This window comes from Orenia metallireducens (genome assembly GCF_001693735.1).
GTDB classification, from domain to species: Bacteria; Bacillota; Halanaerobiia; order Halobacteroidales; family Halobacteroidaceae; genus Orenia; species Orenia metallireducens.
Map to the genome: position 1 here is coordinate 1 of NZ_LWDV01000002.1, position 19818 is coordinate 19818.

At 30.6% G+C, this 19818-nt stretch carries 18 protein-coding genes; 4 read left to right on the forward strand and 14 right to left on the reverse strand.

Features of this window, described 5'->3' with window-relative positions; translation table 11 throughout:
• Positions 1–76 precede the first annotated feature (76 nt).
• Positions 77–826 carry a DeoR/GlpR family DNA-binding transcription regulator gene (locus U472_RS00010; RefSeq protein WP_068714229.1) on the reverse strand — a complete coding sequence of 250 codons (750 nt, stop codon included), beginning with the start codon at positions 824–826 and terminating at the stop codon, positions 77–79.
• Positions 827–1381: 555 nt separating this feature from the next.
• Between U472_RS00010 and U472_RS16620 the strand changes: the two genes are divergently transcribed.
• Both U472_RS16620 and U472_RS17290 read left to right on the forward strand, forming a co-directional pair.
• A complete protein-coding gene (locus tag U472_RS16620; RefSeq protein ID WP_176714083.1) occupies positions 1382–1519 on the forward strand; it encodes a hypothetical protein in 138 nt (45 codons plus the stop codon).
• 217 nt (positions 1520–1736) lie between these two features.
• Entirely contained in the window at positions 1737–1859 is a 123-nt protein-coding gene (locus U472_RS17290; RefSeq protein WP_281201034.1) for a hypothetical protein, read from the forward strand.
• A gap of 540 nt (positions 1860–2399) precedes the next feature.
• On the opposite strand, the gene U472_RS17790 is transcribed toward U472_RS17290, so the two are convergent.
• Entirely contained in the window at positions 2400–2678 is a 279-nt protein-coding gene (locus tag U472_RS17790) for a DUF6199 family natural product biosynthesis protein (RefSeq protein WP_483823602.1), read from the reverse strand.
• Positions 2679–3243: 565 nt separating this feature from the next.
• On the opposite strand from U472_RS17790, the gene U472_RS00015 reads away from it, so the two are divergent.
• Together U472_RS00015 and U472_RS00020 are read left to right on the forward strand one after the other, a co-directional pair.
• Positions 3244–4296 carry a ParM/StbA family protein gene (locus tag U472_RS00015; protein ID WP_068714231.1) on the forward strand — a complete coding sequence of 351 codons (1053 nt, stop codon included), beginning with the start codon at positions 3244–3246 and terminating at the stop codon, positions 4294–4296.
• A 3-nt stretch (positions 4297–4299) separates the two neighbouring features.
• Positions 4300–4680 carry a hypothetical protein gene (locus tag U472_RS00020; protein ID WP_068714238.1) on the forward strand — a complete coding sequence of 127 codons (381 nt, stop codon included), beginning with the start codon at positions 4300–4302 and terminating at the stop codon, positions 4678–4680.
• A gap of 50 nt (positions 4681–4730) precedes the next feature.
• On the opposite strand, the gene U472_RS16045 is transcribed toward U472_RS00020, so the two are convergent.
• From U472_RS16045 to U472_RS00075, 12 genes are all read right to left on the reverse strand, one after another.
• Positions 4731–4883: a Spo0E family sporulation regulatory protein-aspartic acid phosphatase gene (locus U472_RS16045; protein WP_083189665.1), complete on the reverse strand. Its 153-nt coding sequence runs from the start codon at positions 4881–4883 to the stop codon at positions 4731–4733.
• A gap of 62 nt (positions 4884–4945) precedes the next feature.
• Positions 4946–5404 carry an MFS transporter gene (locus U472_RS17105; RefSeq protein ID WP_068714240.1) on the reverse strand — a complete coding sequence of 153 codons (459 nt, stop codon included), beginning with the start codon at positions 5402–5404 and terminating at the stop codon, positions 4946–4948.
• Positions 5405–5961: 557 nt separating this feature from the next.
• Positions 5962–7563: a methyl-accepting chemotaxis protein gene (locus tag U472_RS00030; RefSeq protein WP_068714241.1), complete on the reverse strand. Its 1602-nt coding sequence runs from the start codon at positions 7561–7563 to the stop codon at positions 5962–5964.
• Between the two features lie 49 nt (positions 7564–7612).
• Entirely contained in the window at positions 7613–8788 is a 1176-nt protein-coding gene (locus U472_RS00035) for a galactokinase (RefSeq protein ID WP_068714250.1), read from the reverse strand.
• Positions 8789–8805: 17 nt separating this feature from the next.
• Positions 8806–10356: a UDP-glucose--hexose-1-phosphate uridylyltransferase gene (gene galT, locus U472_RS00040; protein WP_068714251.1), complete on the reverse strand. Its 1551-nt coding sequence runs from the start codon at positions 10354–10356 to the stop codon at positions 8806–8808.
• Positions 10357–10431: 75 nt separating this feature from the next.
• Positions 10432–11418 carry a UDP-glucose 4-epimerase GalE gene (gene galE / locus U472_RS00045; protein WP_068714252.1) on the reverse strand — a complete coding sequence of 329 codons (987 nt, stop codon included), beginning with the start codon at positions 11416–11418 and terminating at the stop codon, positions 10432–10434.
• Between the two features lie 23 nt (positions 11419–11441).
• Positions 11442–12470: an aldose epimerase family protein gene (locus U472_RS00050; RefSeq protein ID WP_068714253.1), complete on the reverse strand. Its 1029-nt coding sequence runs from the start codon at positions 12468–12470 to the stop codon at positions 11442–11444.
• Between the two features lie 74 nt (positions 12471–12544).
• The gene (locus U472_RS00055) at positions 12545–13492 is read right to left on the reverse strand and encodes a glycoside hydrolase family 43 protein (RefSeq protein WP_068714302.1); all 948 of its coding nucleotides are present in this window, start codon (positions 13490–13492) and stop codon (positions 12545–12547) included.
• A 129-nt stretch (positions 13493–13621) separates the two neighbouring features.
• Positions 13622–16279 carry a glycoside hydrolase family 2 protein gene (locus U472_RS00060; RefSeq protein WP_068714254.1) on the reverse strand — a complete coding sequence of 886 codons (2658 nt, stop codon included), beginning with the start codon at positions 16277–16279 and terminating at the stop codon, positions 13622–13624.
• A 110-nt stretch (positions 16280–16389) separates the two neighbouring features.
• Entirely contained in the window at positions 16390–17232 is an 843-nt protein-coding gene (locus U472_RS00065; protein WP_068714304.1) for a carbohydrate ABC transporter permease, read from the reverse strand.
• 50 nt (positions 17233–17282) lie between these two features.
• Entirely contained in the window at positions 17283–18170 is an 888-nt protein-coding gene (locus tag U472_RS00070) for a carbohydrate ABC transporter permease (RefSeq protein WP_068714255.1), read from the reverse strand.
• A gap of 58 nt (positions 18171–18228) precedes the next feature.
• The gene (locus tag U472_RS00075) at positions 18229–19542 is read right to left on the reverse strand and encodes an ABC transporter substrate-binding protein (protein WP_068714260.1); all 1314 of its coding nucleotides are present in this window, start codon (positions 19540–19542) and stop codon (positions 18229–18231) included.
• Positions 19543–19818 lie beyond the last annotated feature (276 nt).

The window sequence follows — 19818 nt, forward strand, 5'->3', positions numbered from 1 at the left end:
CGTTAAATTTACATTATATTATTTAGACCCATTAAAAATTTTATTTTTCTATAAACTGTCTAAGCTATATAATTTATTAATCAATAACAATAATATTCTGATTCTCATATGTTTTTTTAATATCAGAACTGATATTTTCCGTTACCATATAGGTTAAATCCTCAGTAGGACAAACAATTTGATTAGAAACTGTCCCTAATTTATCGGAAGTAACTAATCCAATTATTTCAGTTGATATATCGACCATTTTTCTTTTTACTAAGCATTCTGATAAACTTGGCACACTTATTCCTATTTGTGAATCAATATTATAAATTCCCATAATATATAGATCAGCTATCATTGTATTTAAAGTTTCTACTGTTTTTATTCCAAGGTTTATCATAGATTGTTTATATAAAGTTCCTCCTAACATGATAACCTCAACTTGTTTATGGTTAGACAATGCCATACTGATGGGAGGGCTGTTAGTTATTATAGTTGCATTTAATGTAAGAGGCAATTGATTTACAAGATGTAAATTTGTAGTACTTCCATCAATCAGTAAAACTTGATTATCTTTTATAAAACGAAGTGCTTTTTGGGCTAATTTCATTTTTATATCACTAGAAATATTTTGTCTAGCAAAAAAATCAACAACTGGAGGTCCTTTTCTAAGAGCTCCACTATGTACTCTTCTAATTAAACCTTGGTTATCAAGTTCTTTTAAATCTCGACGAATAGTATCCTTAGAAACAGATAGACGCTGACTTAGGTCACTTGTAATTACTTTTTGCTCAGAATTCAAAATTTTTAAAATTTCTTGTTGACGCTCTTCTTTTAACATAATTATCATTCCATTCTATATTAAATATATTTAATATAACGAGTTGTACTAGTTAAATTTACAAGTAAAAAAATTTAGAAAATATGTTACTATTTAATATCAAATTACAAATTAATTTAATATAAATAGAGTGTTAGTTAAATTACTTTGGAAACTAATGGCTAGAATAAAAACTAATCTTTTAGCATGTAATCTTAGATATTTTGTTAATAAATGTTTAGGTAAAACGATAAATATAGGGAAATAAAAAATTAGTTATTGGATAAAATAATCCAGGTTGCTATTTTCGATTATTAAGGATATTTTTTAGCTAATTAAAATGATAAATTTATCTATAAAATTTTTATTATTTAATACCATTTATTAATTCATTATATCATAAAAATAAAAAAAATAAAACAATAGAAAGAATAAAAACTGATAAACAAATAAAAAATATGACTACTTATGCTTTTATTCTAGTCATAAATATTCTATAATATTGATGCTAGTATAAAATCATGGACACACTTAGTTGAACATTATAAAATATAAATCAAGAAAGGGTGTGTTCATATGGGATCAACAAGTAAAAGATATAGTGTTACTTATAAAGAATTATTAGCTATAATGAAAGAAAATCAAAGACTTAAACAGGAAGCAGAGATTTTAAAAAAGGCTTTAACCATATTTGCATATTATTCTTCATTCTGATAGAGGAACTTAATATACTAGCAGTGCTTACAGAAATAAAGTAAAAGAATTAAGACTAGTATAATCCTTTAGTGGTAAAGGAAATTCTTATGATAAAATCATTTCATTCTATTTTGATAGTTATAGTTAGTACTATATTTATCGGAATATTATTTTTTCTAATGTAGAACTCAAATCATTTTATGTTGGTAGTAAATTTAATTCTGGATATGAACTTATGGAGAAAGGACAGTATGCTGATACAGAAAAAATCTTTATATCATTAAAAAAAGAATACTCTGATGTTCCAGATATAAATTGGAATCTAGCTGTTATCTATTATAATCGAAGAAGAATCTAGTAAGAATAGCTAATATTTGGCAACTACACATAATCAGCTAATATAGGCTACTTTTATCTTTGTTAAATTATTTTCAAAATCTTCAATACTTAATTAAGTTATTAGATTAGAGTAGATGACAATTAATTGACTGGGGTCTACTCTTTTATTTTAAAGAATTAACAACAACTAATGATTTGTTCTTTTATAGTTGTTGTATATCTTTTATAGTCTTATAAATCTTTAGGGTTTGACAAACCCTAGTGTAGTAAGGCTTTACAGAGAAATAAAGGGAGATTTTGCGATATTAAAGGGAGTAATTGCGTTGGTTAGAGGAGATATTGCATCGATAAGGGGAAGTTTTGCGATAATAAAAGAAAGTATATAGAAATATGGTTAGAAATGATTATGAGAGTGTTACAATGGAAATTGGGGTAATAAAAGATAGATATTCTGGCGTTGAATTTTATGAAAGTATTGCAGCTTTGTATTATACAGCTTAACAAAACAATTAAGAAAAAGAAGGCATGCCTAATTATTGCGTATGTCTTCTTTTTATATTTAACTAAAAAATAATTTTACGGTAATAACTATAAAAATTATCACTGTTACTACCATACCTATAACAGATACTATCTTATATTGTTTAATAATAGCTTCACTAGGCTCATTTTGCTCATCAAACATCCATCCCCTACCAAACCAAAAGGATTTAACAGGGTCTTTGAAAGTATAGAGAAACATTAGAAATAAAACAATCAGAAAAGAATAAGAGATAAAATAAAAAATAAATAGATCCCCAGGAAATGACAATAACATAAAAAATTTCAAGATGATCATAGAAAAGCCTGGAATGAAACGATAAAAGATAAAGACCTAACTGACGACACAATACTGGTTGTAGAGCTTTTTGAATTAATTGAAGTTGTAGAGTAAACTAGGAAATTTAATCAATAAATATAATAGATATCAAAGCAGTCTAATCTACATAATAATATCTGTAGATTAGACTGCTTTTTTGAATTGAAAATATGAAAATATAATTGAGAAGTGAGAAAGCCAACATCGTGTTCATTCGTGGTTAACAATTCTTTTAATAACTAATTATATTTTAATGAAGTTCTTTAATTCAATCTATATAGCAAATTCAAGCTAATAGAAGACTAATTCTGGCCCATTTTGTTCTTGCATATATAATTTCAATTTGTTATACTATTAATATAACTTAAGTAATCAATAAACCTTGATATATCAAGGTTTATTAGGTTCTATTAATTAAAATTAATTAATAACTAATCACTCTTTTTTATTTTAATTAAAATTAATTAATTTTAATTAACTACATATTACAATCGTTATTATGATAAGAGTTTAATAATTAATTAAGTATCAAGGGGGGATTGGAATGCTTATAGATTTAGTTTCATGGGATAATGGTTATGATTGGGACAAGGTTATCATGAATTTAGGAAAGGAAGATGAGAAAAAGGTTAAGCTTCCTACTTTTAGTTATAGACCACGAAAGAGTGACTATATCAAAATAACTAATCATGATTTATCTTCTTTGGACAATTTAGCTTTAGAATTTGAAGGGGATATTTATTATTTTGGTAATAAAGCAATGAAAGAAATGGGAAGTAAAGGTGGAAGTAAAAAGATTAAAGATGATAAGTTTAAGGATAAAATAGAGTTGCTAAAATTGGCTGTAGCAGTTGAACATATGATCGGGATAGATTTAAAGGATGATACAATTGTTATTGATAACCTGGCAGTAGGTTTAAATATTGGAGCTTTTCCTAATTATGTTGAAGAGATAGAAGATTACTATAAAGGTATGAGAATTCACTATAAGACTCCTCAAGGGATAGATAGAACAATTAGGATAAATAATTGCTACTGCTATATTCAAGGACCAGCAGCATTAAGTAATGAAAGTTTAGATTGTGAAGGTAGAGCTATTGAGGATAAGTATGATAATAAAACCTATGGAATAATTGATATAGGTGGAAAAACAGTTGATGGACTTGTATTCTCTAAAGGAGAGCCAATTGCTGAAACTATTATCAAAATGGATCTAGGGACTACTCAAGCTTTTGAAGATGTAAGTAGAGAGACTGGAATACCTATAAATAAAGTTCAAGAATGTTATTTTAATAATGAATTTGATGTATACTATGATAATGAAAAGGCAGATGAAGATGGATATCATCATTTAAAAGATAAGTTTGAAATTGCCTTTGATGAACTGGCTGATAAAATAGTAGATGAGATAACCTTTAAATGGTCTAACTTTATAAACTTAATGGAATTTGTTTTAACCTTTGGCGGGGGTGCTGAATCTTTGAATGAACCTTTAAGTAATAAAATTAGTAAAAGAATCAAAGTGGCTGATGATGCACAATTTGCAAATGTAAAAGGATATTATAAGGAATGTAAAAGAGACATTAGAGAGGTGTAATGGATGTCTAAAGATAAACTAGAGCCTATACAGTTAACAGCTTATTTTTCTGAAAGAACAGCCTCAAAAGAAGATTTGGAGTTTATATACAAAAAATTAGATAGTGGGCTACAACCAGCTGACTTAGTTAGAAATGCTATTAGAAATTATAGAAAGACTGTAGAGGAAGAAGATACTAGTATACTTAATAATGTAGATGGCTTTTTAGAAAAACTGTCCAATAAATTAGTAGAAAAGTTAGCTAGTGGAAAGTTTGTACCTAAGGAAGAAGTTAAGGATAAAGAGAAAGAAGATGAAGAAGAGATAAACAAGAAAGCTGAAGAAGCTTTTAATAAACGTAGAGAAAAGTTAGCTGCATTAGGTCTGTCTAGAAAAAGAAGATAGTTAGAAAAGCACCCAATTTACTTGGGTGCTTTTTATATTATATCTATACTTTAAAATCTATCCTTTAATAAACTTACTAATAAGTCATCTAATTTTTGACTTATCTTTTGGATCTCAGGGTCGAGGAAATTATTATTCTTTTCTTTAACCTTAGCTTTAAGTAATCTTCTTAGAATTTTAATTTGTGAATTGATATGTTCCATGTGATAACCCCTTCTAATAAATCATAGCAATTATGTTAATCTTGTTGCTTTTATTATTTTCTTTAGAATTCATGATAGCAGGGCTTTTTAACTTTAGTTAATAACATAAGAGTCTCAATACTGACCATAATAAAGGAGATAGCAAAGACAAGTTCATAATTAATTAAATCAACTAATAAACCACCAATTAAAGATACTATAGTTATAGTTAAACCTGAGATTGTATTAGTAATACCGATATAAGTAGGTCTTTCTTCAAAAGAACAGAATTCAGAAATAATAGTCATAAAAGAGACCTTATTTCCTCCCAAAGCTATACCAGTAAGTATAAAGACTAAATAAAATTCTATTAAACTATTTACTAATAAAGCTGCTAATAATCCTAACCCATTAAAGAGAGAGGATAATAAGATTATTAATTTATGGCCATATTTATCACTAAGATAACCCCAAAGGATATTTGTTAAGCTCTGACTAGCAATTAATAATACAGTAAAAGTAGCCACAGTTTTGCTAGCCATAGCCCCTTCTAAATTTAGTTGTTCAATTCCTGCTACTTAAAAAGGTACGATAGCCAAAAATACCCCCCTGCGCTCACAGGGATTAACTTGGAAACTAAATCAAACCAAGCCGGTGTTACTAACCCTGAAGCTAAACTATAAAGCCCCCAGCAGATAAAAAAGACAACTAGTAAGAATCCTTCATACTTTGGAGTCAAAAAATAGGTTAGTATCCCAAGAAGTAACCAGGGAACTTTTTGTAAGAAGCCTAATAATAAAACAACCTTTTTCTTACGATTAAGCCCTCAATCACCTTAGCTGAAAAGAGTTGGGGTAGGTTAAAACCTAACATTAAAATAGTTGTAATCATACTAATTACAAATTTAGATTCTGTTAAGTGTCTAACAAATAACGGAAGAATAGTACTTAGAGAAACAAAGCCCATAGCTAAGGAGAAGAAAGCTCAATCAAAAATATTTGTATAGAAATTAAATTTATAATATTGATTAATTTCATTATTAAACTTCTCAATTTGACATTTATTCCCCATTTGTTTCACCTACTTAATTAAAATAATTTTAATTCTTTTTTAATTTAGTATTGGCTTGAACAACTTTATTAATCAGTTCAAGTTGTTGTTGAGAACTATCTACTTGTTCTTCAATCTTAGAATGTAGCTTAGAGTTAAACTCTGTTAATTCAAATATTATCTCTTCCATATTATCTGCAAAAGAGCAGACCTCTTCAGTTTGGGCTAAGGATTCTTCACTAGATGCAGATATCTCCTGAGATGATGCTTCTGCTTGCTCATTAAAAGCTAATTGTTCTTCTGATAAATCTATTACTTGTGCCATCTTTTCACTAACCTCTTTAGATAAATTATTAATTTCTACAAAAAGATTAATAATGGAATTATCTGTGGAGCTATCTTCTGCAGTCATATTACTTAAAGTCTGTTTAGCTACAGTTTCTATTTCGTCCACAATAATTTTAACCTCTCCAGTAGCCGTCTTACTCTCATCAGCTAAGGATTTAATTTCCTCTGCTACTACAGTAAACCCTTGTCCATATTTACCAGCCCTAGATGCTTCAATGGCTGCATTTAAAGCCAATAAGTTGGTCTGTTCTGTTATTTTCATAATCTTATTAGAAATTTCAGAGATTTTGTTAATACTCATCTGTAACTTTTTCATATCTTCAACTGTTTGATTGATAATTCTATTTCCCCATTCTATTTTAGACTGGGTATTTTGAAAAAGATGATATGTATCTTTACCTACTTTTGAAACTTCTTCTGATTTCTCAGCTAAATCTCCAATTCCAGCAGCCATTTGATTAATAGCTATAGATACTTCTTTTACTGCTATACTTAGGTTTTCATTTCCTAACATAAGTACTTTAATAAACTCAGATGCTTTAGTAACTTGCTGACCAACAAAATCGGAGATTTCTTTCATTTTAGTAGCAGAATGAGTAATTGTTTTTGACTTTAAAGCAGCCTCTTTGGTTTCAGTTCTGATATTAGAAGTGACTTTATTAATATGTTTATTGATTATAATCCCTAAAATTAAGCCAATTAATAAATTGATAATTGTCATTAAGATTATTCTAAGTTTAATACTATAAGTAGAGTTAGTAATTATATTGATTTTCTTCTCTAAATTGTTCCAAATATAGGTATTTAATTTAGCAAAAGCTATATCTATTTTAAAGTTTAATTTGTCAATTTCTCTAAGATAAGCTTTTCTTTCTAAACCATTGGTTAATGTCTTATCTAATTTGATCATTTTATTCTTTACTTCTAAATTTAATTTAGCCAAATCATCAATTATATTAATCTCTTCATCAGTCTTTAAATAGGACTTTAAATCTAAAATTTCAGTTTCAATAGTATTTTGACCTAAAGAAAGGCCACCTAAGCCTGAATTCCAAGCATAAATTCTTTTTTGCCTACTAACTAAGTTATTAGATAATTCTTTATCTAATTGGACCATTGGGATTATCTCTTCTTTTAAATCTTCAACTTCATTATTTATTTTATTGGTATCATAAAAGATAAAGGTACCCATACAGATAATTATAACTAATAATAAAATAAAGGCCAATCGTACTTCACTAAATATAGTAAAATTAGATCTTTTTAAGCTTTTTAAGCTTTTTAATCTTTTTATTATTTTCATTATTTAAATACCCCTCCCTAAATTTTAAAATAGGAAGTAGAGAAAATCTCTACTCCCTGCTAGAAAATATTAATTCATGGGCCCCATCTTCAATATTGCAAATATAAATATCAGCTTTAACTCCTGTTTTATCTAAATAGCCTTGTGATACTTTCTCTTTAAATAATTCTACTGCATCTTCTTTAACTAAGTTTACAGTACAACCACCAAAGCCTGCTCCTGTCATTCTAGAACCTAAAACCCCATCTAGCTCTAATGCTAATTCAACCATATAATCTAGCTCATCACAGCTAACTTCATATAGATCACGTAAGCTCTGGTGAGAGTCTATCATTAGTTCTCCTACTTTAGATAGATTATTCTCTTTAAAAGCTGTAATTGTATCTTGAACCCGTTTATTTTCATAGATAACATGTTTAGCTCGATTTCTAATTAACTCTGGTAGCTTAGCTTTATATTCTTCAAATTCTGCTACACTAACATCTCTTAAAGCAATTACTTCCTTAGAAAGTAATTCATCAAAGATCTTAACAGCTTGAGCACATTCTTTTAAACGTTGATTATAAGCAGAATCTACCAGGCTATGTTCTACATTAGTATTAGCAACTACTATTTTAATCTCATCGGTTTTGATTGGCACTAATTGATATTCATTAGAACGACAGTCAACAAATAAAGCATTATCCTTCTTACCTAATGCTGAGATAAATTGATCCATTATTCCACAATTAACACCAACAAATTTATTCTCTGCCTGCTGGCACAATTTAGCCATGGCTACCCTATCAAGTTCAAAACCATTGATTAACTGGAAGGTTAAAGCTGTTGCTACTTCTAGAGCTGCTGAAGAGCTCAATCCTGCTCCTTGGGGTACATTACCTGTTAATACTAAATTCATTCCTCTTAATTCATAGCCACTATCTAATAGCATCTTGGCTACACCTTGGGGATAATTAATCCAATTCTCTTCATCATTGTGTTGAATATTAGTTAAGTCAAAGCTAGCTTCTGTACTATAATTTAATGAATAGATCTTGATTAACTTATCCTCTCTTGGTTGAACAGCTATGGTAATTTCTCGATCAATTGCTATTGGTAATACAAAGCCATCATTATAATCTGTATGCTCACCAATTAGATTAACTCTCCCTGGAGCCTGAACTATTTTAATCTGCTCACCATTATCTCCAAAATGTTTAATTAACTCTTTTTTTAAATTTTCCACTTTTATCCCTCCAGACTTTAATTATTCTTTTTAAAACCTACCATAGTCAAGAATTGATCAAAACCTTCTTTTCCCTTCTGATCTTGTTTGAAGACTCCAGCATGCTCTAAAACTTTAGCAAATTTGATACCTATCTCCTTTTGTAAAACCTTTTTAGCTTCCTCTTTACTCAGCTTAGAACCATACTTTAATAAGAGTTCTTCAATCCATTTAGCATGTTTAGCAATATCAGTATCTAAAATACTCTTTTGATTGTATATCTCTTCTCCAGTTAAATATTCTTCTAATTGACCTAGTTCATATTTTAATCTACCAGGTAATACAGCAAGACCCATTACTTCAATTAGTCCAATGTTCTCTTTTTTAATATGATGTAGCTCTTGATGGGGATGGAAGATTCCTGCTGGATAATCTAGTGAAGTTCTATTATTTCTTAAGACTAAATCTAACTCAAAAATTCCCTTCTGATTACGGGCAATTGGAGTGATAGTATTGTGGGGAATTTTTTCTCCATTCTTTTTAGAAAAAGCTTGAATTTCTCTAGATAGATCACTATACTCTCTCCAATTAGAAAGTATTAAATCAGCTAATTCTATTATTTGCTTTTTATCTTTAGATTGGAGTCTAATTACTGACATTGGCCAATTTACTATCCCTGCTTCTACCTCTGAAAAATTAGGATGTAGATACTTAGTTTCAATCTCTGCTTTTTCCATTGGGAAGCTATGGTGTCCCCCTTGAAAATGATCATGGCTTAAGATAGACCCTCCAACTAAAGGTAAATCAGCATTAGATCCTAAAAAATAATGAGGTATTTGTTCTACAAAATCTAATAAATTAATAAAGGTATCTCTATCTATACACATTGGTTCATGCTTGGCAGAAAAGACGATAGAATGTTCATTATAATAAACATAAGGTGAATATTGTAAGAACCATTGCTGATTATTTAGATTGATTGGAATCACCCGATGATTCTGGCGAGCAGGGTGATTTACTCTACCTGGGTAACCTACATTTTCAAAGCATAAAAAACACTTAGGATAACTGCTTTGTTGCATCTTCTTAGCAGCAGCAATCGCCTTAGGATCTTTCTCTGGTTTGGATAAGTTAATAGTTATCTCTAGATCACCATAATTAGTTTCAGCAAGCCAATGCATATTCTTAGCTATTCTATCTTTACGGATATAATTAGAGTCTTGAGATAAAGCATAAAAATAGTCAGTAGCATCTTTTATATTATCTTCTGCTCTAGTCCAAAAATTACTGACTACCTCTGATTGCCTAGGCATTAATAGTCCCATAATTTTGGTATCAAATAGATCTCGATAAGTTATCGTATCAGCCTCTAACAAGCCTTCTTTAGCAGCATAATCAACTAACTTATTTAAGATGGATTGAGGTGAATCTTCTACTTTATAGTCTAATTTTTGAGGGTAGGGTTCGCTTAGTTGTAATAAGTCCATAATAGCATTACGGGTAGGAACAAGGTCCCATTTATTAAGTAATCCTTTTTCTAAACCATAGCTGAGTAGTTTTTCTATTTCCAAAGCAATATGATTAGTCATCTTAAAACCTCCTTTTTATAATTGAGGATTGAGAGTTGAGAATCAAGGTCGAATGCTTAGATCTCATCCTATTACTTATTTTTTAAAGCCATTTGGATGATTCTTATGCCACTTCCAAGCAGTCTCAATAATCGTCTTTAAATCTCCATACTGAGGATTCCAGCCTAATTCTCTCTTAATCCTATTAGAGCTAGCAATTAAAGTTGCAGGATCTCCTGGGCGGCGATTACCTATTACTGCTTCAATATTAGTACCTACTACTTCACTAGCAGTAGCTATTACTTCTTTAACAGAATATCCATCACCATTTCCTAAATTATAAATAGTACTTGCTTTACCTTCTGCTAAAGCATTAACAGATAATATATGTGCTTGAGCTAAATCAGTTACATGAATGTAATCTCTAACACAGCTGCCATCTCTAGTTGGATAATCAGTTCCAAAGATAGCTAGTTTCTCCCTTAATCCTAAAGCTTTTTGTAATACTATTGGAATTAAATGACTTTCTGGGTTATGATCTTCTCCAATCTTTCCACTTTCATCAGCTCCACTAGCATTAAAATAACGTAAAGAGATATATTTTAAACCATAAGCTTGGTCATAATCTTGCATTATCTCTTCAAAGAATAGTTTAGACTTTCCATAAACACTAGTAGGCTTCTTTGATAAATCTTCAGTAATCGGTATCTCTTTAACATCACCATAAACTGCTGCTGTAGAGGAGAAGACTATCTTTTTAACATCATTAGCTATCATTGTATCTAATAAATTTAAGCCATTAATTACGTTATTTTGATAGTATTTAGCTGGTTTCTCCATAGACTCTCCTACTAAGCTATCTGCTGCTAAGTGAATTACTGCATCAATATCATATTTCTTAAAGGTTTGATCTAACAAAGCTTTATCTGCTAAGTCACCTTTGACAAAAATCCCTCCTAGTATAGCTTCTTTATGACCCTTTTGTAGATTATCATAGGTAATAACCTGATGCTTGGTATCTAATAATTCTTTAACTACATGGCTTCCGATATAACCAGCACCACCAGTTACTAAAATATTCATAAACATACCTCCTTAGATTAAAATTAATCTATATAGAATTTGTAGCTAGTTGTAGCTTGATAAGGATTATTTGCTGTATAGATTTTTGTAGGGAAATTTTCAAGATTAATAGCATTTGGATAGTCCTGAGTCTCTAAACAGAGAGCTAAATTCCTTCTTGCTTTAACCTTGTTATTTAAAATTCCTTCTTCAGCTAGGTAGTTGCCACTATAAAAGACTAATACAGGCTGGTCTGTAGAGATACTCATTGCTCTACCACTTTCTTGATCTTTTAAAACGATACTCTCTTCACCATGGTCTAAAATAAAGGGGTGATCATAACCTCCTGTAAACTTAAGCTGTTGGTAATCTGTATTAATTTCTGCTCCCACCTCTTTAAATTCTCTGAAATCAAAGGGAGTATCTACTACTTCTCTAACTTCTTCTGTAGGGATAGATTCTTTATTAAGAGCAATAAAATTTTGGGCGTCAATTTTTAATTGATGCTTTAGAATATCTCTTTTTCCATCACCTGCTAAGTTAAAGTAGCTATGATTTGTTAAATTAATCAAGGTAGGTCGATCAGGCTCGCCTAAATATTCAATCTTTAATTGATTATCTATTAATAGATATCTAACTTTAAAGGTAACATTAGCAGGAAATCCTTCTTCTAGGTGAGGACTAAAATAGCTTAGTTCTAAGCCATTAGTTAATTTATTTACCTCCCAAATTCTCTTATCAAGACCGATTAAACCACCATGTAGATTATGCTTTCCTTCATTTGCTTTAAGCTGATATTTTTCTCCTTTTAAGCTAAATTGAGCATTAGCAATTCTTCCAGCATGTCTTCCTGTAATTGCACCAAAGTAAGGAGAACTCTCTTCATAAGCTCTGATATTATCAAAGCCTAAGACTATATTTTCTCTTTTACCATCTTTATTGGGAGTATAAAGCTCTGTGATTATTCCCCCGTAGTTAAGGATGCTTAATTGTAGTTGCTCATTATTTAAGGTATACTTAATTACTTCTTCGCCAGTTTTTAAGTTACCAAAAAACTCTTTATTAATTTCCATCCTATCAACTCCTATAATATAATTGAAAATTGAGAATAGAGGATTAAAATAAATTCAACCCTCTCTTCTCATTATTATTTGCTCTTACTTGGCACTGGTTGTGGTGTACTAGTAGGTCCTTCAACCTTTAAGATACCATCCTCAAAATAAAGACGATCAATACTCATAGTTCTATTGCCATTAGGCATATCAGGATAAGTATGAATATGATAGACAATAAAGAGTTCACTATCATCTGGAGAACTAATTACACTATTATGTCCTGGTCCTGAGATGCCATTTTCTAAATCTTTAACTAGGATAGGATTATTCTTATACTTTTTCCAAGGACCTAAAGGGTTATCGGCAGTAGCATAACCAATAGAATAATCAGAGGAGCTATAAACATTAGCTGAATACATCAGATAATAAGTCCCCTCATGTTTTAAAACAAAGGGTCCTTCATTCCACTGCCAACTTTCAGAGATACCTTCCCAGCTTTGACTAGGCTCTACTACTAAGGTCGGCTCACCCTTTAACTCTAATAAATCTTTACTCATCTCTTGAACAAAAATTTGACTGGTATGAACTCCATTAATGATATTTTCAGAACAATCTTTAACATAGTAGAGATAAGGAACACCTTGATCTATTAGAATATGACCATCAATATAAGACATACCTCGGTCAAATAAAGGTGCTTTAAGATTAATAAAAGGACCTATTGGATTATCACTAACAGCTAAGGCTATCTTTAAATGCCCATCTTCATCTCTAGCACTATAGGTCATATAAAATTTATCTTGATAGTTGATAACCTCTGGTGCCCAAAAATCACCTGTCCCCCAACGATTACCCTCTAAACCAGAGTCAAGGGCTAAAGCTTTTTCTTCCCAATTAACTAGGTCAGTAGATTCCCAAACTTTAAAACCAAAATCAGGTGCAGAAGTAGCATACATATAATATTGATCTTGGTGTTTGATTACAAAAGGATCTCCAATGTCTGTAATCTCACCTACTGGGTTAGTATAAGTTTCTTCCATCTTATTGCCTCCTTTAAATAAGTCAAATAACCAGAATGCCTTAATAGTTTCAGAAAAAGAAATAATTAAAGAAAAGAATAGAACTAATGAAATAATTCTTAACTTTAAATTCACCTAATCTCCCCTATCTTAATTATCATTCAAATAATTTACTAATTGGTTAAGTAAAGCTGTAGCAATTGGTTGTTTGTTATAACCTTTAGCTAATTTAAAGGTGGTTACCAATAAGCTACCCTTTCCTACTTTTGTCTCTAATAAAGTAGCTCCAAAGTTACCAATCCAACCTGCAAAGTAGCCTGCTAAGATCTCCTTATAGTTAATATCTACTAGATTATTAATAATATAGCTTGGATATAAGTCAGCTAATTCCCAACCAGATACTTTATTAAGGGGTAATTCTTTAAAGTAGTTAGTATTGATATAATTAAAGGATGCTGCTCTGTCCCAGCTCTCTCCATCTGGTAGGTCTGTAAAGTTAATAAAGCCTTTTTCTTCAATTTTAGATCCCTCTTCGGCTAAAAATAAAACTTTAGCACCAGCTTTTAACTCTTTAAGAAGATCTGAATTTAATTCTGAGCTGACAATTAATTGACTATCTTGGCTAATTTGATAACCATTCATCTTAAGATTTGCTATTAACTTTTTACTTAAATTCACAGGCTTTATTGTTGTATTCTGCTTTTTAACAAATAATTGATTTGTAATAGTTAATTCTTCTTGATTCTTAGCAATCAATTTTCCATTACTTATAAACTTATAGCTTAAAGTTAGCTCTTTACTCTTATCTACTGTTGGTGCTATAAAAGTTATTTCTTCAGTTAATTTAGTAACTGAGTAAGGTTGTAGCTCTACTTTAAATTCACCCTTAAGCTCAGTTTCTTCTACTTGCCAACTTAGCAGACCTGATAGTTTCTGATTGCTATCATTAGCTAAATAGACTTGCCCTTTAAACTCTTGATTAGACCAGAGATTTCTTTCTTCTATATCTAACATAGCAATGATTTCTCCATTGTAATCAGGTATATTCTCATAACCTTCTTTAGGCTCTCTAAAGTAATCTAGAAAACCATTGGTCTCCCATTCAATATCAGTTAATTCTGTAACTACATAGCCATTGATCTTACTTCTTTTTCTCATCTCTTCAATGATATTTTTAATCCCTCTAAATTCTCTTTGTTGAGTTTGACGGGCTAATTCATTGATATCACTAAAGATTTTATCTAATCCATACTTAGTAAAATTCTTTTCTGCTGTAGTAGGAATCTTAAAGTCATCAGAGAATATCTTAGCACTCCCTTTATACCAAGTTGGTAAACCATCATATTTGGCTTTAATCTTAGCTGGCTCTGGTAAGCCCCAAATTCCAAATTCAGAGATGATTAATGGCTCTCCATTATAACTATAGCCATCAACAAAATTAGCATCAGGATCACCGATAACATAATCATCTAGATCTCTTTCCCACTCTTTATAATTATCAGGACTAGAGAAGTAACGATGTAAGTCACTAATATCTGTTTTAACATGTGCCCAACCAGAATTATCACAGATTAAACGAGTTTTATCTAGATTTTTAGCATAGTCATACAAATCAATAACCCAGTCTTGCTTCTCCTTATCCTGATTTAGCCTCCATTCTAAGCCCCATTCTTCATTGTAGATACTCCAGATAATAATAGATGGGTGGTTATAATCTCTAGTGACCATCTTGGTATATTCATCTTTAAAGCGTTCTCTAGCTTGCATTGTCCATTTAGCATAGTTAGGGGCTTCGGCCCAAATTAAAAGGCCTAGATGATCAGCCCAATAAAGATAACGGGGATCTTCAGTTTTAATATGCTTTCTTAAAAGGTTAAAGCCCATCTCTTTAGTCTTTTTAATTTCATCTTTAATCATCTCTTCTGTTTCTGCACGATAGATTGTATGGGGCCAAAATCCTTGATCTAGTGCTCCTCTAATATAAACTGGCTCATCATTTAAATAAATCTTTCCATCTTTGCTTTCAACCTTTCTCATTCCAAAGTAACTGCTATAAGTATCTATAACCTCTGTTCCATCCTTTAAAGTTACTTCAACATTATAGATCCATGGATTTTCTGGTGACCATAACAGAGGATTATTAATATTCACTTGATAGTGATTATCTTCATTATTAGCAAAATGCTTCTCAATAATCTTCTCTTCTTTATTCTCTGGTGAGAAGATAGTAATAGTTAACTTAGGATCTGCTAATTTAGCTAAGTCCTCTAGCTCTATCTTAAAATCAGCTTTTTGATTATCAACATCTGGAGTAATTAAAATATCCTTAATAAAACTTTTATTATAAGCAATTAACTCAACTTCCTGCCAAATGCCACTGACTCTAGTATACCAACTTCCTTGCTTTCCTCTTGGTATCTCATCATTGTTATAAGGATCAAAGACCTTGATAACTAATAAATTATCTTCAGATTCTTTGATATAATCAGTTATTTCAAAAGAGAAGGGTGTATAGCCACCTTCATGACTTCCTAAGTAATGACTATTAAACCAGACATCAGTTTGATAGTCTACTGCATTAAATTTAATGAAAATTCTCTTTTGATCACTATTAATAGAGAATTTATTACTATACCAAGCAACTCCAGTATAGGAGTTAAGCTCATTATTATAAGTTTGCCATGGTGCTGGAATCTTAACCTTTATTCCATCTACCTCATTTAAATACCACTCTTGCTCTTCTCCTATATTTGTTGGATCAATTTTAAAATTCCATTCTTTATTTAAATTTTTTATAATTTCACCCAATTCTTACACCTCCATTAAAATATATTATAGATTAAAGCTATTACTTTAATATTTTTTTGTAAGATTTATATTTTATTAAATTAAAGATTAAAAAAATCTAACTTTAAGACTTATCCTTTAGTTCCTGTTAAGGAAATTCCTTGTACAAAGTAGCGTTGTACAAATAAGAATAATATTATTACAGGTAAAGCTGAGATAAGTGCTCCTGCCATCAATTTACCAAATTCTATCACATAGTATCCTTGTAATAATGATAAGCCTGGTGTTAAAGGCTTCATTTCAGCAGAATTTGTTACAATTAAAGGCCATAAGAAGGCATTCCAAGAACCTAAGAAAGTAAATAAGCTTAAAGTAATTAAGGCCGGTTTAGCTAAAGGTAAGATAATCATCCGAAATACTTGAAATCTAGTGCAACCATCGATAAAAGCTGCTTCTTCTAATTCTTTAGGAATTCCCATGAAAAATTGCCTTAATAAGAATACCCCAAATACATTTGCTATAGCAGGAAAGATCATAGCAGAATAAGAGTCTAACCATCCTAATTTATCTACAATAATATAATTAGGAATTAAATTAGTAACTGGAGGTATCATCATTGTTGCCATTAAAGTCATAAACATTATTTTGCGACCTTTAAATTCCATTCTAGCATAGGCATAAGCTGCTAAAGCATCGAAAAAGACTACTAATACTGTAGTTGTAGTTGCTATAAAGATACTATTAAAGAACCAACGTAGCATTGGTGTTCTTTCGGAATTACTAAAGATGGCTTTGTAATTATCTAAAGTAAAATTCTCTGGAATAAATTTAATAGGCCAAGAGATAGTGTCAGCTTCTGGTTTAAGAGAAGTTGATAACATCCAAATTAATGGTAAAAGCCAAATTGCTGCAACTAAGGTTGTAATTGTGAATAATAAATATTTTTTAAATTTATCTTTCTTTACTCCTAAAATTTGATTTGAAGTATTAATCTTTAATTGACTTTCCAAGTTAATCCCCTCCTTTAGTATTCAATATCTGAAGACATTATCTTAAATTGGAACATGCTTACAATTATTATAAATAAGGACATAACTAAAGCCATTGCCGATGCACTTCCCATTCGATAGTTAGCAAAAGCCTCTTCTTGAATATACATGATTGCCACTTGAGTAGCTCTACCCGGACCACCCTTAGTCATCATATAAGGTTGCCCAAAGATATTAAAAGAACCAATTGTAGTCATTACTGTTACAAATAAGGTGGTAGGTTTTAAACTTGGTAAGGTAACATGCCAAAACTTCCTCCAAGTATTAGCCCCATCAATTTCTGCAGCTTCATATAAATGTTGAGGTATATCCTGTAAACCTGCTAAGAATAAGAGCATATTCTGTCCTACTGTCCACCAAATAGTTACCAATACCAATGAGATCCAAGCAAATTTAGTCTCTGATAACCAAGGAATAGGATTAAATCCTAAAGCTGTAATTAGATAGTTAGCTAAACCACTTTGATTATCTAAAATCCACTTCCAAATAAGGGTAACACTTGTTATAGAAAGAATAACAGGAGTATAAAAGATCCCTCTAAATAATGCTTTTCCTTTAAATACTTTGTTCACTAGTAAAGCCAAGAATAATCCTACAACCACTAAAAAAGGAACACTAAAGATTACAAACTTAAAAGTATTAGCCATTGCATTCCAAAAGTATTCATATTGAATAGTATTAGAATTAAAAAGCTGAAGATAATTCTTTAAACCAACAAAGGGTTTCTCCCAACCTAGTAGCTCCCAGCGATGTAAACTAATATAAAGACCAAAAAAGACAGGAAAGGCTAAGAATGCAATAAAAAAGATTAAATGGGGTGCTGTAAATAAATAAGGTTCTAATTTCTTTAATTTTCCTTTCACTTCAACTCCTCCTTAGTAATTATATTAGGGGGCTAGCCCCCTAATATAAAATTAATTTCTAATGATTTCTATTATATTCATCAAGGGCTTTTTGAGCACGTTCAGCTGCATCATTTAAAGCCTGTTTAGCAGTCTTTTCACCTAATATAGCTAGATTAACTTCTTGATGTAAAGGAGTTAACACTTCATTTAAGGCAGGATGTAGTGGTGGAAATACTACATCAGATAATCCCTTAGCAATTGAAGCTTGATGTTTTAGAGATTTAAATTCTTCACTATCTCTAACAGAGTTACGAGCAGGTATTTGACCATAAGTTGCCCATTTACTACTGTTTTCAGAAATGTATTTGATAAATTTCACTGCTGCCTTTTCTCTTGCTTGATCTTCTTTACGTTGGCGGAAGATTACAAAGTTATGAGAACCTGCCATAGCAGAAGCATTCTTACCAAAAGCAGGAATTGGATAAGACATAAAGTTTAGACTACTTTGTTCTTTAAAGCCATTAATCATCCAGATTCCATTAAAGTGCATACCTAATTTACCTTGTCTAAATAATGTTACCTCACCATCTTGTTGAATTTGAGCTGGTGAAAGTTTCTTGTTATGAACTAAGTCAATAGCATACTCTAATGCCTTAATTCCTTCAGGACTATTGTATGTTACTTTAGTACCATCTTCATTAAGAATAGATCCACCAAATTGATAGATTAAACTCTTAACAATAAATTCAGGTCCAGGCCATAATGGAGGGAATGCTGTACCCCATTGATCGATCTCTCCATCACCATCAGTATCCTTAGTCAATGCTTTAACTGCTTCCATAAACTCTTCTGGTGTTTTAGGTGGATTATTAGGATCTAAGCCAGCTTCTTTAAACATATCAATATTGATATACATTGCTAATGGATGAATATCCAAAGGAATACCATAGCGTTCTCCATTATAAATACCAGCATCCCAAACTGTTTTAGCAAAATCTTTAGAACTCCAGTTTAAATCTTCAATTAGAGTATCTAATGGTGTTAAAACTCTTTTTGAAGCAAATTCAGGTAAACGATCAATATGCATGATTCCTAAATCAGGAGCTTTACCACTTGATATAGCAGTTACGACCTTCTGATAATAAGTTAACCAATCCATTACCTGCATCTTAACTTTAACTTCTCCTTCATTTAGACGGTTAAACTCATCGATCATTTTAGCCATACCTTTACCATCAGGTCCTGTAAATCCATTCCAAAAGCTTAATTCAATTACTTCATCTTTTTTATCTTTATTAAAGAAATCAAAGAACCCCGCATCTACTGTGCTTCCTAAAAATAAAGTAACAATTAATGTTAAAGCTAACATACTAACTATGTTCTTTTTCATTTTAACCCTCCTTTAAATTTGGTCTACTGATTTAACCTTATAATAATTAAAATTAAACCAGTAGATAATATTGAAAAAATAGTAGGGTTATAAACTTGTTTGATTATCTACTTTACTTGCTTAAGCATTATAACTCTTGCTAATTAATCTAACACTAGTATTTTCTACCCCTAGTTAATTTTTTGTTTAATCTTTTTTAATCCAAAATAAATATTATTGAATTAAAAGACAAAATTAAATAGCAAAGAAAATAAATAAGTAGTGGGTAAGATCTGA